Source organism: Paenibacillus sp. YAF4_2 (assembly GCF_052113225.1).
Taxonomy (GTDB): domain Bacteria; phylum Bacillota; class Bacilli; order Paenibacillales; family Paenibacillaceae; genus Pristimantibacillus.
The window spans coordinates 90,498-103,715 of record NZ_JBFRCT010000004.1; the positions used below are offsets into that span (position 1 = coordinate 90,498).

At 47.2% G+C, this 13,218-nt stretch carries 12 protein-coding genes; 5 read left to right on the forward strand and 7 right to left on the reverse strand.

Annotated features, from left to right (window positions below):
- Positions 1 to 48: 48 nt before the first annotated feature.
- The gene (locus AB4Y93_RS10930; RefSeq protein ID WP_441891775.1) at positions 49 to 1,710 is read right to left on the reverse strand and encodes an ATP-binding protein; all 1,662 of its coding nucleotides are present in this window, start codon (positions 1,708 to 1,710) and stop codon (positions 49 to 51) included.
- A 104-nt stretch (positions 1,711 to 1,814) separates the two neighbouring features.
- Positions 1,815 to 2,651, reverse strand: a complete 837-nt coding sequence (locus AB4Y93_RS10935) for an alpha/beta hydrolase (protein WP_441891777.1) — start codon at positions 2,649 to 2,651, stop codon at positions 1,815 to 1,817.
- Between the two features lie 132 nt (positions 2,652 to 2,783).
- On the opposite strand from AB4Y93_RS10935, the gene AB4Y93_RS10940 reads away from it, so the two are divergent.
- The gene (locus AB4Y93_RS10940; protein WP_441891779.1) at positions 2,784 to 4,064 is read left to right on the forward strand and encodes an NAD(P)/FAD-dependent oxidoreductase; all 1,281 of its coding nucleotides are present in this window, start codon (positions 2,784 to 2,786) and stop codon (positions 4,062 to 4,064) included.
- Positions 4,065 to 4,093: 29 nt separating this feature from the next.
- Here AB4Y93_RS10940 and AB4Y93_RS10945 read toward each other — a convergent pair whose 3' ends face one another.
- Complete coding sequence (locus tag AB4Y93_RS10945; RefSeq protein ID WP_441891781.1) at positions 4,094 to 4,486, reverse strand: hypothetical protein; 393 nt, start codon at positions 4,484 to 4,486, stop codon at positions 4,094 to 4,096.
- A gap of 194 nt (positions 4,487 to 4,680) precedes the next feature.
- Here AB4Y93_RS10945 and AB4Y93_RS10950 point away from each other — a divergent pair, with 194 nt between their 5' ends.
- Positions 4,681 to 5,577, forward strand: a complete 897-nt coding sequence (locus AB4Y93_RS10950) for a helix-turn-helix domain-containing protein (protein ID WP_441891783.1) — start codon at positions 4,681 to 4,683, stop codon at positions 5,575 to 5,577.
- A gap of 9 nt (positions 5,578 to 5,586) precedes the next feature.
- On the opposite strand, the gene AB4Y93_RS10955 is transcribed toward AB4Y93_RS10950, so the two are convergent.
- From AB4Y93_RS10955 to AB4Y93_RS10965, 3 genes are all read right to left on the reverse strand, one after another.
- Positions 5,587 to 7,317 carry a methyl-accepting chemotaxis protein gene (locus AB4Y93_RS10955; RefSeq protein WP_441891785.1) on the reverse strand — a complete coding sequence of 577 codons (1,731 nt, stop codon included), beginning with the start codon at positions 7,315 to 7,317 and terminating at the stop codon, positions 5,587 to 5,589.
- Positions 7,318 to 7,532: 215 nt separating this feature from the next.
- Positions 7,533 to 8,276 carry a twin-arginine translocase subunit TatC gene (gene tatC, locus AB4Y93_RS10960; protein ID WP_441891787.1) on the reverse strand — a complete coding sequence of 248 codons (744 nt, stop codon included), beginning with the start codon at positions 8,274 to 8,276 and terminating at the stop codon, positions 7,533 to 7,535.
- Positions 8,273 to 8,503 (reverse strand): MerR family transcriptional regulator, encoded by a 231-nt coding sequence (locus tag AB4Y93_RS10965; protein WP_167279293.1) that lies wholly within the window; start codon positions 8,501 to 8,503, stop codon positions 8,273 to 8,275. Before AB4Y93_RS10965 ends, tatC begins: the two co-directional genes overlap by 4 nt.
- A 384-nt stretch (positions 8,504 to 8,887) precedes the next feature.
- Between AB4Y93_RS10965 and AB4Y93_RS10970 the strand changes: the two genes are divergently transcribed.
- From AB4Y93_RS10970 to AB4Y93_RS10980, 3 genes are read left to right on the forward strand one after another with little or no spacing between them, the layout of a single operon-like run.
- Entirely contained in the window at positions 8,888 to 10,492 is a 1,605-nt protein-coding gene (locus AB4Y93_RS10970; protein ID WP_441891789.1) for a flavin monoamine oxidase family protein, read from the forward strand.
- A gap of 15 nt (positions 10,493 to 10,507) precedes the next feature.
- Complete coding sequence (locus AB4Y93_RS10975) at positions 10,508 to 11,068, forward strand: RidA family protein (protein WP_441891791.1); 561 nt, start codon at positions 10,508 to 10,510, stop codon at positions 11,066 to 11,068.
- Between the two features lie 24 nt (positions 11,069 to 11,092).
- Positions 11,093 to 11,278, forward strand: a complete 186-nt coding sequence (locus tag AB4Y93_RS10980; RefSeq protein WP_167279291.1) for a twin-arginine translocase TatA/TatE family subunit — start codon at positions 11,093 to 11,095, stop codon at positions 11,276 to 11,278.
- A gap of 422 nt (positions 11,279 to 11,700) precedes the next feature.
- On the opposite strand, the gene xylB is transcribed toward AB4Y93_RS10980, so the two are convergent.
- Complete coding sequence (gene xylB, locus AB4Y93_RS10985) at positions 11,701 to 13,197, reverse strand: xylulokinase (RefSeq protein ID WP_441891793.1); 1,497 nt, start codon at positions 13,195 to 13,197, stop codon at positions 11,701 to 11,703.
- Positions 13,198 to 13,218 lie beyond the last annotated feature (21 nt).

Here is a 13,218-nt window from a genome sequence, read left to right on the forward strand (position 1 = left end):
ATCTTCCAACGATAGTATGTGCGCTAAGCTCGAGCATTATGTTTGAAGTTACGCCGATTGACGTGTAAACGAAACGATAAAGGTTGTTCCGACTCCCTGCTCGGATTCAACGTTAATTCGGCCATTGTGACGTTCAACGATACTGACACATAGCGGAAGTCCAAGTCCTGTTCCTTGCGTCTTGGTTGAGAAGAACGGATCAAAGATCCGCTTCTTCTGTTCTTCCGAAATACCGATGCCTTGATCTTGAATTCGGAGCACAATTTCTTCTCTGTCAGCTAAGTAAGTCGTATGTATATACAGACGGCCTTTCTCGTTCATGGCTTCCATGCCGTTGCGTGCCAGGTTCAAGAGCAGCTGCTTGATTTCCTTTTCATTAAGCGGAATAAAGGGAATGTAATCGCAGAGCTCCACGTCAATGGTCTGACCCCGCATATTAGCATCCGCGTTTAAGAGCGGAACCATTTCCCGGATAATATCATGCAAGGAGCCTTCCTCCATCGTCAGCGCCCTGTTCTGGGCCAGCGACAGGAAGTCGCTTATAATCATATTCGCCCGGTCCAGCTCGTCCATCACTATGCGGTAATATGCCTGCTGATTGTCAGGGCTTCGCTCCCGCATGAGCTGCACGAAGCCTCGAATAACCGCCATTGGATTACGTATCTCATGGGTAATGCTTGCAGCCATCTGCCCGATCAGACTGAGCCGCTCCATCCTGCCAACCTCATTCCGCAGCAAGGATAATTCCGTAATATCCTGTGCTAGCAGCACCGCTCCTGTGACTACATTCGTTTGCAGGTTGCGGATACAAAATGCCGTCTTAAGCAAGGTGCTGTTATCCTCAATCTGCAGAAATTCATGAACAGGGCTTTGGCCTCGAAGGGCTTCACGCAGCAGCCTGATATTCGTTTCATGCTTTCCTTCGTCATAAAACTCATGGAAGTATTGTCCAATAATATCACTAAGCTCATATTGCCCATCAGCCAGTAACCGGATTCCCATGTTGTTCACGTGGGTGATCTTGCCATGTTGGTTAACAAGGATAATCGCTATATTCGTCTGATCAATTAACTGCTGGAGTTTCTCTACTTCCTGCTGATAGCTGTTAGAGACCCGTTTCACATCATAATGAAGCTGAGTATTCTCTTTATAGCTCTCAACCGCATAGACCGATATCCATGCTGATAACACAGACATAACTAATGTGAGTAGGAAGAGCAGTACAAACTCCGTAGTCATGGGCATATCAGTCGTTAGAAAAGCGACCGTAAAGGATAGAATGACAAAACCACATATAACCGAAATGAGCCGCATCACCATTCTGATCTTGCCGCGTCTATTCGCCCGCTGGAATGGCCCTATTACAGCCAGCATGCCAACAACAAAGATCAGCATAAAGGCAATAAATACGATTGTTTCCCCGGTACTATCGAGATATCCGATTCGAAGCGCAGTATACACGCCGCTTAATAGTAGAAGATAGTATGGTCCTCCATACAAAGAACCAATTAATAATGGTGTAAGCCTGAAATTCAGTTCACAGCCGTAATAGTCCTTCGTAAAAATCATGCACAATGCCATAGCAATACAGCTGGACAAACCCATAACGACGGGAATTCTCCGCCAATATCGGCTGGAGTTATGCCATAATTGAAAGGCAAAGGCAGGTACTAGCGTAATAAAGAATTGTAATAGCAATTCTTTTAACACAGACGATCAGTCTCCCCAAAACCGATTCTATATTTTTGCGTCATGTTATTGTAAATAACCTGTCTTTCCCCTGATAGTCCGATTAAATCATAACCCTCATTATTTTACAATCGCTTTGTAATCCAGTTAGTAACAATATTTAATAAATGAACAGCAAATATATCATTATGAAGCTCATGATAGCCACCATCATACGTAACAAACTTACACCGTTCCTGCAGACGGCCAGCTACCTCCTTGCTTGCTTCATAGGAAGTTACCTTATCGCCCGTCCCGTGTACCAGTAATACAGGAACCTGCAGCTCATCGCTATGTGCGATAGCCCACTCCCCGGAGTCCGTCATAATATGGAATGTCCGGATCGTAATGGAGCTATGGCATAGCGGATCATCCATGAACGGAACGGCATGATCGTATCCGGGACGATACAGATCATCGGGGCTGATCCCCGTTGACAACGAAAGCCTTGGAACGACACGAACCAGCAGCCGGGCGAGCACTTTCATAACAACATTCGGCCCTTTTGCAAGGCGCAGCCACGGACTGCTAAGAATCAGACCATCAATATCGGGCTGAAGACGCAACGCGCAATTGATAGCAACATTGCCTCCCATGCTATGTCCGTAAAGGAAGCAGGGCAGATGCGGATGACGTTTACGAGCCTGCTCCATCAGCAGCGATGTATTCTGAACGGCTGCTTCTATAGAAGAAACATGTCCCCGCTTACCAGGTGAACGGCCATGTCCTTCCTGATCATGGGCTAATACGGCATAACCATCGCTTGTCAGTCTCTCCGCTACTGAAGAATAACGCTCTCCATGCTCGCCCATCCCATGCACAATACATACGACGCCTCGCGGCTCTTTCACGTCAGGCAGCCACTCTCTTGCGTAAATCTCCGCCCCATTTGCTCCGCTGAACTGCCAGTCCGTCCGAAACATGTGCCTCGCTCCTTTATGGTTGAACTTGTGATCATTATAATTCAATTATACTTTCTTCTATTTTAGAAAAGAATGTTACAATGTATCTCAAGTGTAAACGTTATATATGTAGGAAAGGCAGTGGAATAAAAGATGTTTGATGTCATTATTATCGGCGGGGGGCCATCTGGCTTGATGGCCGCAGTTGCAGCCAGCGGTGCAGGCGCTTCAACCCTTCTTATAGATAAAGGCGATAAGCTTGGGCGAAAGCTTGGTATATCCGGCGGAGGCCGGTGCAACGTCACGAACGCGAATGAAATGGATGAGCTGATCAAGAATATCCCCGGGAACGGACGGTTTCTGTTCAGTGCCTTAAACCAATTCGGCAACCGCGAGATTATCACCTTTTTCGAAGGGATGGGCATTGCCTTAAAGGAAGAGGACCGTGGTCGGATGTTCCCAGTGTCAGATAAGGCGAAGACGGTTGTAGACGCATTGATTCGGAAAGTAAAAGAACAAGGCGTCGAGATCCGCACGAATATGCCAGTGAAAGAAGTGCTGTACGAGAATGGTGCAGTTCAAGGCATAAGACTCGCATCTAATGAAGTTATCCATTCCAAATCGGTCATTATCGCAACCGGCGGCAAATCCGTTCCACATACAGGTTCAACGGGTGACGGCTATCCTTGGGCGAAAAAAGCTGGTCATACCATAACCGATTTGTACCCGACAGAAGTACCACTCACCTCGGCTGAGCCATGGATCCGCAGCAAAGAGCTTCAAGGGTTATCGCTGCGCAATATTACACTGAGCGTCTGGAACGCAAAGAACAAAAAACTGGTCTCCCACGAAGGCGATATGATTTTCACTCACTTTGGCTTATCCGGACCTGCTGCTCTGCGCTGCAGTCAATTTGTTGTTAAAGAGTTAAAGAAAGCTGCCGAGAGCGCAGAAGGGCAAAGTACCGTAATGGTTACTATTGATCTGCTTCCAGATCGCTCGGAATCCGAGATATTCGATGAGACTCTAAAGCTCGCGAAGCTGGAGCCGAAAAAGGCAATCAAAAACGTGCTGCGCACCTATATCCAGGAAAGATTGCTGGAGCTTCTGCTCCGTCAATGCGAGATCAGCGGCGATACAACGTTTGATCATATTCCAAAAGAACCTTGGCGCGAGCTTGCAAGAAAAATGAAGCAATTCCCTGTTGCAGTGAACGGTACGTTGTCGATTGAAGAAGCTTTCGTGACAGGAGGCGGGGTGCATCTGAAGGAGATTGATCCGAAGACGATGCAATCAAAGCTTGCTCAAGGGCTTTATTTTTGCGGCGAGGTACTCGATATCCATGGCTATACGGGTGGCTATAATATTACGGCTGCCTTCACGACAGGCCATAGTGCAGGAACAAGCGCAGCATCATCTGCTTTAAGCAGCTGATGCTGCGCTTTTCTTTTGTCCACGCTTGGCTAAATATGAACATCCCCTGAGAAATGACCATACTCCCCGGGATCAGGCAGAAATTCGTTGCTCGTTTCCGCATCATCATCCCAATTATGCAAGCCAGGAGCTTCTTCGGCCTCTACCCAGTCCTCATTCACGATATGCGCAGGAATCGTAATGGCATTCATGGAATAGGCGGAATCCGTTACTGCACCATTTTGGATTGCAGTCTGTTCCACCAACTGACCGCCATGTGCCATGGCAATTTCCAGCGCAGAGGTTAAATCCATGCCATCCACATGAATATGCAGACGGTTCCCTTCATGCATCAATGGTTCATAGCCAAGCTCCTGCAGCGTATCCCGAGCCAGTGCAGCGCTGAAGGAGTCTGCGAAATCAAATAATATTGCTGAACTCATCGCCATCATCTCCTTTCATTTGCTTCCAGAAAGTTAGGCTTCCCCAACATCAGCCATTTTATTGACCAAAAGGTGTTGTTATTTCGGCAAATCTTTATATAATGGTAGTTATACTAAATGACGTTATATTTATTGACATTTGATGTTATGTATAGGTTTGCGCTGTAAAATACTTCTAGGATGGTGACGTTCAGATGGATAATGTGTTCTATTTATTAGGTGATCCGATGTTTATCGTCGAGTTGGAACATAATCGATGGTATATACGCGATATAAATTATGCCTTCACAACGTTAACCGGGTACAAGAAATCCGAATTAATGGATGCTGACCCTGACGGGCTGTTAAGAATAGGTTTTTCCTTTGGCGGGCTCATGACACGACTAGGCGAGGAAAATGAACCATCGATTGAACAAGTACTGATCTCGAAGTCGACCGCTTCAGTCCCTGTACGGTTCACCAGCCGGCGTCTCCCTTCAAACGAACAAAACTGCTTTATTATTATTTGTAAGGACTTATCTGAAGAGAAATATATCGAAGAATTTGCAATGGATAATCAGGTACTAATGAGCATCGGAGTGTCGGAACAGTTTCGGGTTACAAGCGCTAACCGGTATTACTCACCAATCAAACAGCGAGGGGCCAACCTGATTAATCAGGTCATATTCGACCATGTGGCAGAAGAGAGCCGCAAGCCGCTGCGCCGTATCATGGAATACGCCCGCACCCATGGTACAACGGAGAACACAGAGATTCGTCTGCATGTGGGAGACCAGATGCGGATGACAACCGCTGTCATTAAGCCCTTTTACTCCGGCAATAAAGAATTTAAAGGTTACGTCATCTTGCTGACAGGAATACTCCAGCCCGTGCCGGTACGGGAAGAAGACCCAGCTTATAAACTACGTATGCTGATGCTAACCAAGAACATAACAGCTACTTCACTTGCCCAATCGACGCTCATTTCCTTAACTACCATATCGAAAATTCGGAATGGTAAAATTAAAAAGCCCCAGCGTCTCACAGCCGAACTAATAGCCGGAGAGCTGGGGGTAAAGCCGGAATCGATATGGAGTGGCTACAAGCGATAATTCGATTGACTAGAATCGGAACTTCATCACCTGATCGTTCAAATCTTGTGCAATATCCGTCAAACCGCTCGCGGCCGATGCAACCTCTTCCGCCGAAGCGGTTTGTTTGTCTGCACTAGTCGCAACCGTTCTTGCAATATCATAAGTACGATGAGCAATCTCCACCAATTGCTCAATGGATGCCGATACTTCCTCGGAGCTTGCGGCAAGCTGCTGAGCTGCCGCAGCAACCTCCTCGATTTTGCCTGACACATCACCGGTTGCTGCTGTAATCTGACGGAACGATTGCCCTGCAGCATTTACATTCTCCAGTCCTCTTATTGTTTCCGTGCGGCTGGCATTCATTTTATCAACTGTTACTGTCGTATCGGCTTTAATCTTTCCAATAACATTGGCGATGTCGGATACGGATGCCGCCGTTTGCACAGACAGCTTGCCCACCTCTTCTGCAACAACTGCAAATCCCTTGCCTGCTTCTCCAGCACGAGCCGCCTCAATAGCCGCATTTAGAGCGAGCAAGTTCGTCTGCTTCGAGATCGAGCCAATAAAATCTGTAATTTTGCCAATATCGTTCATATGATTCTCAAGCAGCGAGACATGCTCGGCAGCTGACCGAACGGTCTCATTAATGACACTCATCGTCTGAACCGCTTGCCCAATCGTCTCGGTGCCTTCTTGCGCTTGCCGCTCAGCCTTCGATGAGAGCTCTGCAGCTATTGAGCTGCTCTCCGCAATTCGCTGCGTACCAAATGCCATCTCTTCTGTAGATCGCCCGATTTCCTCAAAGCTTTGCAGCTGCTCCTGTGAACCCGACGCTGCTTCCTTGAACATCGCGGCCGCCTGCTCCACTGCACCTGCATTTTGCTCCGAAGCAGCCAGCATTCCCTCTGATGAAGCAGAGATGTTGGTCGAAGCCGTTTGCACGCTTTGCATCGTTTCGCGAAGCGATACAACCATCTCATCAAGAGCATGTACCATAACACCAATCTCATCACGCGTCCTTACTTTAGGAATTGTGACAGATAAGGAGCCGCCAGCCACCTCGGCAAGCACATCCGATGAACGCTTGATCGGAAGTGATATCGTCCTGCGTATGTAATACAGCAAAGCCAGCACCAGCACCAACGCTGCGCCAAGACTGCAAGCAATAGCTAATACTGCTTCGCGGTTAATCTTCTCGCTTGATTTCTCGGCTGCTTTCGCCCCTTCTTCATTCATCCGGATTAATGTATTAATATAGGATTGCATCGTACTGAATGATTGCTCGGATGCCATCAAAGCATCGGTAATTAACTTCTTATCCTCTTGATTGGAATAGCGGATTACATTACGGTATAAAGCCAGATAGGCTTTCCATTCGCCTTCCAGATTACGCGATAAGTTCATATCATCCCCGGATTTCGGAAGAGCCATGAATTCCTTCAGCTTCTTTTGCAGAATGACAATCGTGTACTCTCCATCCTCCTCCAGCATCTTACGTTTCAACGGATTACTCTCACCCGCCATTTTGTATTGAATGGTCAGCATATGCTCATTCAAATAGTTGATCTCATTGATCGTTTTAATATTAGCGAGCCATACCTGCGATATTTCCTGTGCATTGTCCGTCAGCTTACTCATCCGATCAAAACTTAGTGCACCATTGCCCGCCATAAGAATAACGATTACGAGGAAGGATAGCGTCAGCCGCTGACTAACAGATATTTTCCATTTCCATTTACTAGTGAATATTGATTGCATATGAAGCCCTCCTCTGGACTTGCTCTGATATAATGTCAGTATATCTTACATATAGATAACAACCAACATCTTCCGCTAGCGGTAAATCATCGAATATGCCGCATTTACTCGTTTTCTGTCTATCACAATCGAATTAACGAACAAAAGGTTAAAGCTTTTACTTTTTTAATAAAAAACAGCCTCGGCATCCATGCCGAGGCTGTTCTGCTATAGGATTATACTTCAACCAGCACTGTCGTTTTCCTTCGTCCGTATACCACACGCGACAGCAGGACACTGATCTCATAGAGCACGACGAGCGGAACAAATACGAGCAAATGAGAGATTAGTTCTGGAGGTGAAATCAAGCTCGCGACGATCACAAGCACCAGATATGCGTACCTTCTCATTTTATGAAGCATATGTGGAGTAAGGATTCCAATCTTCGTCAGAAACATAACAATGACGGGCAATTCGAACGCAATGGCAAGCGGAATAACGATATTCATCATAAATCCGAAATATTGAGCAACACCGTAGGTTTCGACCAAGTCCATACTTTTTGTAATTTTGGAAGTGAAAGAGAAGCTCATTGGAAGAACCACAAAATAACCAAATGCAAGTCCGGTAAGGAAGCAAATCACACTATAAGGAACGTAACGCAAAGCGGCTGTACGCTCCCGTTGATGAAGCCCTTGTTTCACAAAGCCCCACAGCTGATACAAAATATACGGCAGCGACACCGTAAGCGCAATAACAAGTGCAATGGACATATACATCCGAATGCCGTCCCAAGGCGAGAACACATTCCAGGTCATCTCGGAGCCAGGTGGCACACTCTTCAAATAACGGAGTACCTTAGGCGCCAAATACAAGCCGCCCCCCATTGATAGCAGTACGACAGCAAGACTTCGCCAGATGCGACGTCTAAGCTCAGTCAGATGCGAGAGCAGCGTCATCGTTTCCTCGATCTTCTTCATTCGCTGCACAACCTTCCCGGTTTTCTAAGCTCAAAGGTATGGAAGCCATCCCGAAGCTTATCATTAATTTCTTTTAAGCGATCCACATCTTCAAAAGAATACTTGCGTGCGCCTCCCTTGGACCTCCCCGGGAATATCAATTGCTTCTCCTCATAATAACGAATTTGCCTTTCCGTCAAACCAGTTAAGTCGCTAACGATTCCAATGCCGATTACCTTGTCTTTCATCGCCGGACGCCTCCTCTAACGAATATGTAAGGAAATCTAACATAAGTTCTCTCGAACGAGATGTTATCAGGGCTACCAAATTCCGTCAATGGGACTGATTGCCCTTGTCAGGCCACTAGGTACCAAATGAGATAAAGTAACAAAACGAACAGAACGAATGTTCAAGTGCACGTAAAACTTGAGTTTTTATGAAACTCCCCGTCTCAAAACACACCTATAAATGGTTATAATTGCCTAACAGCTATGAATCGATCGATTATTTTTATTGGTTATATAAATTTTATTTATGTCAACCTTCCTAACAAAACGTTGGCTAATGATTGAAAATCCGTGTTACATTTTTTTCCGAGAGAAGCAAACGATCAAGCGAAGGAGCTGAAGGGCATGGAAACGAAAGAGACACCTAATGAACTATCGCGCAGACAATTTCTGACGACAGTCGGCAAAATCGGCGGGGCAGCCGCTGTATTTAGTGTGATGGGGACGATGGGGCTGTTTACACCGGAAACGCTGAAAGCAGCCGAATACACGCCTCCATCCAGCTGGGATCTGAAAGGCACGAGCCGTTCCGGCAAAAAAATCGTGATCCTCGGTGCAGGTGTCGCTGGTCTAACAGCTGCTTATGAGCTTGGCAAAGCAGGCTATGACTGTACCATCCTAGAAGCACGTGCTCGTTCCGGTGGGCGAAACTGGTCCGTACGCCGCGGCACAACGGTGGCGGAGATCGGCGGCCAAAAGCAGGTTGCACGCTTTGATGACGGTATGTATTTGAATGCAGGCTGTATGCGTATCCCTCAGTTCCATGTCACGATGGATTATTGCCGCGAGTTCGGTATTATTATGGAGCCGTTCAATAACGTCAATGATAGTGCCTACTATTACAATGAGGATGTCGGGGCTTTATCCAGCACCCGTGTTCGGAAACGGGCTGCTAAAGCCGACTATAAAGGCTTTGTCAACGAATTGCTCGCCAAAGCGATTAATCAGCCGGGCCTCGATCTTCCCGTTACCGCAGAGGAGAAAGCGAAGGTTGTCGCTTATCTCCGCTCCGAGGGCAACCTCGATGCCGACTTGTTCTACAAAGGCTCGTCCCGCGGTGGTTATAAGGACGAACCAGGATCCAGATTAGATGCCGGCGTCATTCGTGATCCATTCGACATGAAAGCCATCATTAACTCCGGTTTCGGCAATTTCTTCTCAAGCGAATATAGTTACGACCAGCAAATGATGATGTTCCATCCCGTTGGTGGAATCGATGCCATTCCGAAGGCCTTCGAGAAACGGCTTGGCAACAAGATCAAGTTCCATTCCGAGGTCAGCGAATTCAAGCATGTTGGAGAAAAGGTACAGGTTACCTACAAAGACCTCTTAAATGGAGAAACGAAACAGATCGAAGGTGATTATCTCATCTGTACAATTCCTCTCTCCGTGCTGAAGAACATCAAGCATGACTTGTCTCCGGAAATGACAAAAGCTATTAATAATACGAAATACGCCAACGCCGGCAAGATCGGCCTGCAATTCAAACGTCGGTTTTGGGAAGAAGACGACCAAATCTACGGCGGCAATACGCTGACGAATATGGATATTTCATCGATCTACTACCCGCCTACGAACTATTTTGCCAAAAAAGGCTTGCTGCTTGGCTATTACGCTCAAGGCTCCAACGCAGATACAATTGGTGCATTGTCCTTCAAGGAACGCGAAGCACATGCTCTCGCCCAAGGCGGGAAGATTCATCCGCAATATTATAAGGAATTCGAATCATCCTTCTCCGTTAATTGGAAATCGATCAAATATAATGAGGGCAGCTGGGTGTCTTACTCTGCGGATGATCGCAAAACGAACTATCCGGTGCTCTGCAAGCCTGACCGCCGTGTCTATCTAGCCGGTGAACATATCAGCTATATTACCGCTTGGATGGCAGGCGGCATTGAATCTGCGCGTGAGGTTGTCACAGACATCCATGAACGCGTCATGAAGGAATAACCTAGGAGGGGTCAAATGATGAAGATGACAGGTAAAATGAAAGTTATTGCAGGTGCCGTTATTATCTCCTGTATGGCCGCAACGGCCAGTGTATACGCAGCGGTTACACCAAACAAATATCCGCTTGCACCGATTCATGAGCCTGAATTTTACGGCAGCCCACAGTCCTCGATCTCAAGCGCGGTTGCGATGCCTGCAGGTACTGCAACCTTCGAGACAAGTGGCACGGTACCTTCTGTCATTAACAAAGAGGGCAAAACGATCTATGATCGATATGGCAATACAGAGACGCAAGGCCTCAGCATTCTGAAAAACATCGAAACCCAGCTGAAAGAGCAAGGCCTATCAATGAAAGATGTTACTTATCTGCGCGTATACATCGCGCCTGATGCTGCCAAAGAAGGCAAGTTCGATTTCGACGGATGGAACAAAGCCTACGCCAAATATTTCAATACAAAAGAAAACCCAACCAAGACAGCCCGCTCCACCGTTGGAGTAGGCGGACTCGTCAACTCTGACTGGCTCATTGAGATCGAAGCAGTAGCGGCTTATCCAAGCAATCATAACCAAGACTAATAATAATCGAATGGAGATGATCGTATGTTGCAAAACGTAGGTTTCCCAGGACTCATGATGATTCTTGTAGTGGTATTGATTATATTTGGACCTTCCAAGCTGCCTGAACTTGGCCGCGCAGTAGGTCGTACGCTTCATGAATTCAAGACATCTGCTAAGGAATTAGTGTCTGACAGCAAAGAAGAAGTGTCGACTGAAGCGAAGTCTTAATCCCCACATGCACAAAAAAGGCCGTACCCCGTCACAGATCTGACCGGGAACGGCCTTTTTTTCTATATTCCCCTTACTTCTAATCCGCACTTTCACAAGTCTTTGGCGTAGTACTATTGGTAAGAAGTAATCCACTAGGCAAAATCATTCCTACATTGGAATTTATCCAAAGGAAATCGCCCGATTTCCCACAGACACTAGCTACATTGGATTCTATCCAGTAACTTTTGCCAAAATGGCCTTCTCTTTGTCCAAACCAGTCGATCTCGTTGGAAAGAATCCAATATAACGCAGGCTATCAGTCTCGGGGCACCATTTTGCTGGATGAATTCCAACGTAGACAGCCATGATTCACAAAAAAGAACCGTTCCTCCCAGTTGCTTGGAAGAAACGGTATCAACTCGCGTTATATAGTAAAGCTATTAACCCCGGTAAGCAACAAGCGCTTCGTTCATGCCGCGCGTTTGTGCATACACTTGCTGGTAGATGCGGAACAGCCCTTTGTATGTTTCAACAGCTTCAGGCTGTGGTTCGTACGAAGCAGCATGCTTCACGAACTTGTCTGCACAAGCTTCCAGGCTCTCAAACCAACCGCAGCCGTATGCTGCCAGCATTGCTGCACCAAGGCCTGGGCCTTGTTCATTCTCAAGCGCAACAACTGTCGCGTTGAAGATGTCAGCTTGCATTTGCAGCCATACTGGGTTTTGCGCGCCGCCACCAATGGAGACGACTTTATCGACTGTTTTGCCAACACTGCGGAACAGATCTACGGACTCATTAAGCGAGAACGTAATCCCTTCCATAACAGCACGGGCAAAATGAATCCGCTCATGCGAGCCGTCCACGCCAATAAAGCTTGCGCGGATTGCCGGATCGGCATGTGGTGTACGTTCACCAACGAGGTAAGGCGTGAACAAAAGTCCGCCAGCCCCAGGTTGTACTTCGCCTACACCTTGCAGCATTTCATCAAACGATTCGTTAGGCGCAAAAGTTTTCTTGAACCAGCTCAGGCTGTAGCCTGCTGCCAAAGTAACGCCCATTGCATAGAAGGAGTTTTCTTTGCCATGGTTGAAGAAATGGACTTTGCCTTGGAAGTCTTTGTTCTTGTCATTCTCGTAAGAGAGAATGACACCTGAAGTACCGATACTCGACAGCGTCAAGCCCTCGGACAGGATACCTGCTCCGATTGCACCACAAGCATTGTCGGCACCGCCGGCAAATACTTTCGTCGATACCGCAAGACCAGTACGCTCAGCAATCTCAGGAAGCAGCGTGCCTACGAGGCCATGCGATTCTACGAGCGACGGGCAGAAGCTTGCAGGCAGACCAAATGCTGCCAGCACATCGCTGCTCCATTCTTTCGCAGCAACATCAAGCAGCAGCGTACCTGCAGCATCGGAATAATCCATGTGCAGCTCGCCAGTCAGAGCATAACGAACATAGTCTTTCGGCAGTACAAACAGCTTCGCTTGTTCGAAGGCTTGCGGCTCATATTGGCGAACCCACAGGATCTTAGGCAGCGTGAAGCCTTCAAGCGCCGGGTTGCGTGTAATACCAAGCAGCTTGTCGCCAAGGGTGCGTTCGATCTCACGGCATTGCTCCGTTGTACGTGTGTCATTCCACAGAATGGCATTACGAACAGGCATGTTTACTCCGTCCAGCAGCACGAGACCGTGCATTTGACCGGAGAAGCTGATGCCTTCGATTTGATCAGCAGAAATTCCGTTAGCCGAAGCAACCTCATGAAGAGCTTCAATTGTAGCAGTTACCCAATCTTCCGGCTTTTGCTCGCTCCAGCCGGAATGCTCGTGGAACAGCGGATAGCTGCGGGATGCTTCCGCAGCTACCGTTCCATTCTTGTCAACGAGCAGTGCCTTAACGGCACTAGTACCTAAATCTATACCAACAACATAACTCATTGACATAATCCTCCCGTTATC

Excerpts from the sequence above, each read along its gene's own strand:
- AB4Y93_RS10935 (WP_441891777.1), bottom strand. The coding sequence starts at position 2,651 with ATGTTTCGGACGGACTGGCAGTTCAGCGGAGCAAATGGGGCGGAGATT.
- AB4Y93_RS10940 (WP_441891779.1), top strand. The coding sequence starts at position 2,784 with ATGTTTGATGTCATTATTATCGGCGGGGGGCCATCTGGCTTGATGGCC.
- AB4Y93_RS10945 (WP_441891781.1), bottom strand. The coding sequence starts at position 4,486 with ATGAGTTCAGCAATATTATTTGATTTCGCAGACTCCTTCAGCGCTGCA.
- AB4Y93_RS10950 (WP_441891783.1), top strand. The coding sequence starts at position 4,681 with ATGGATAATGTGTTCTATTTATTAGGTGATCCGATGTTTATCGTCGAG.
- AB4Y93_RS10955 (WP_441891785.1), bottom strand. The coding sequence starts at position 7,317 with ATGCAATCAATATTCACTAGTAAATGGAAATGGAAAATATCTGTTAGT.
- tatC (WP_441891787.1), bottom strand. The coding sequence starts at position 8,276 with ATGAAGAAGATCGAGGAAACGATGACGCTGCTCTCGCATCTGACTGAG.
- AB4Y93_RS10965 (WP_167279293.1), bottom strand. The coding sequence starts at position 8,503 with ATGAAAGACAAGGTAATCGGCATTGGAATCGTTAGCGACTTAACTGGT.
- AB4Y93_RS10970 (WP_441891789.1), top strand. The coding sequence starts at position 8,888 with ATGGAAACGAAAGAGACACCTAATGAACTATCGCGCAGACAATTTCTG.
- AB4Y93_RS10975 (WP_441891791.1), top strand. The coding sequence starts at position 10,508 with ATGATGAAGATGACAGGTAAAATGAAAGTTATTGCAGGTGCCGTTATT.
- AB4Y93_RS10980 (WP_167279291.1), top strand. The coding sequence starts at position 11,093 with ATGTTGCAAAACGTAGGTTTCCCAGGACTCATGATGATTCTTGTAGTG.
- xylB (WP_441891793.1), bottom strand. The coding sequence starts at position 13,197 with ATGAGTTATGTTGTTGGTATAGATTTAGGTACTAGTGCCGTTAAGGCA.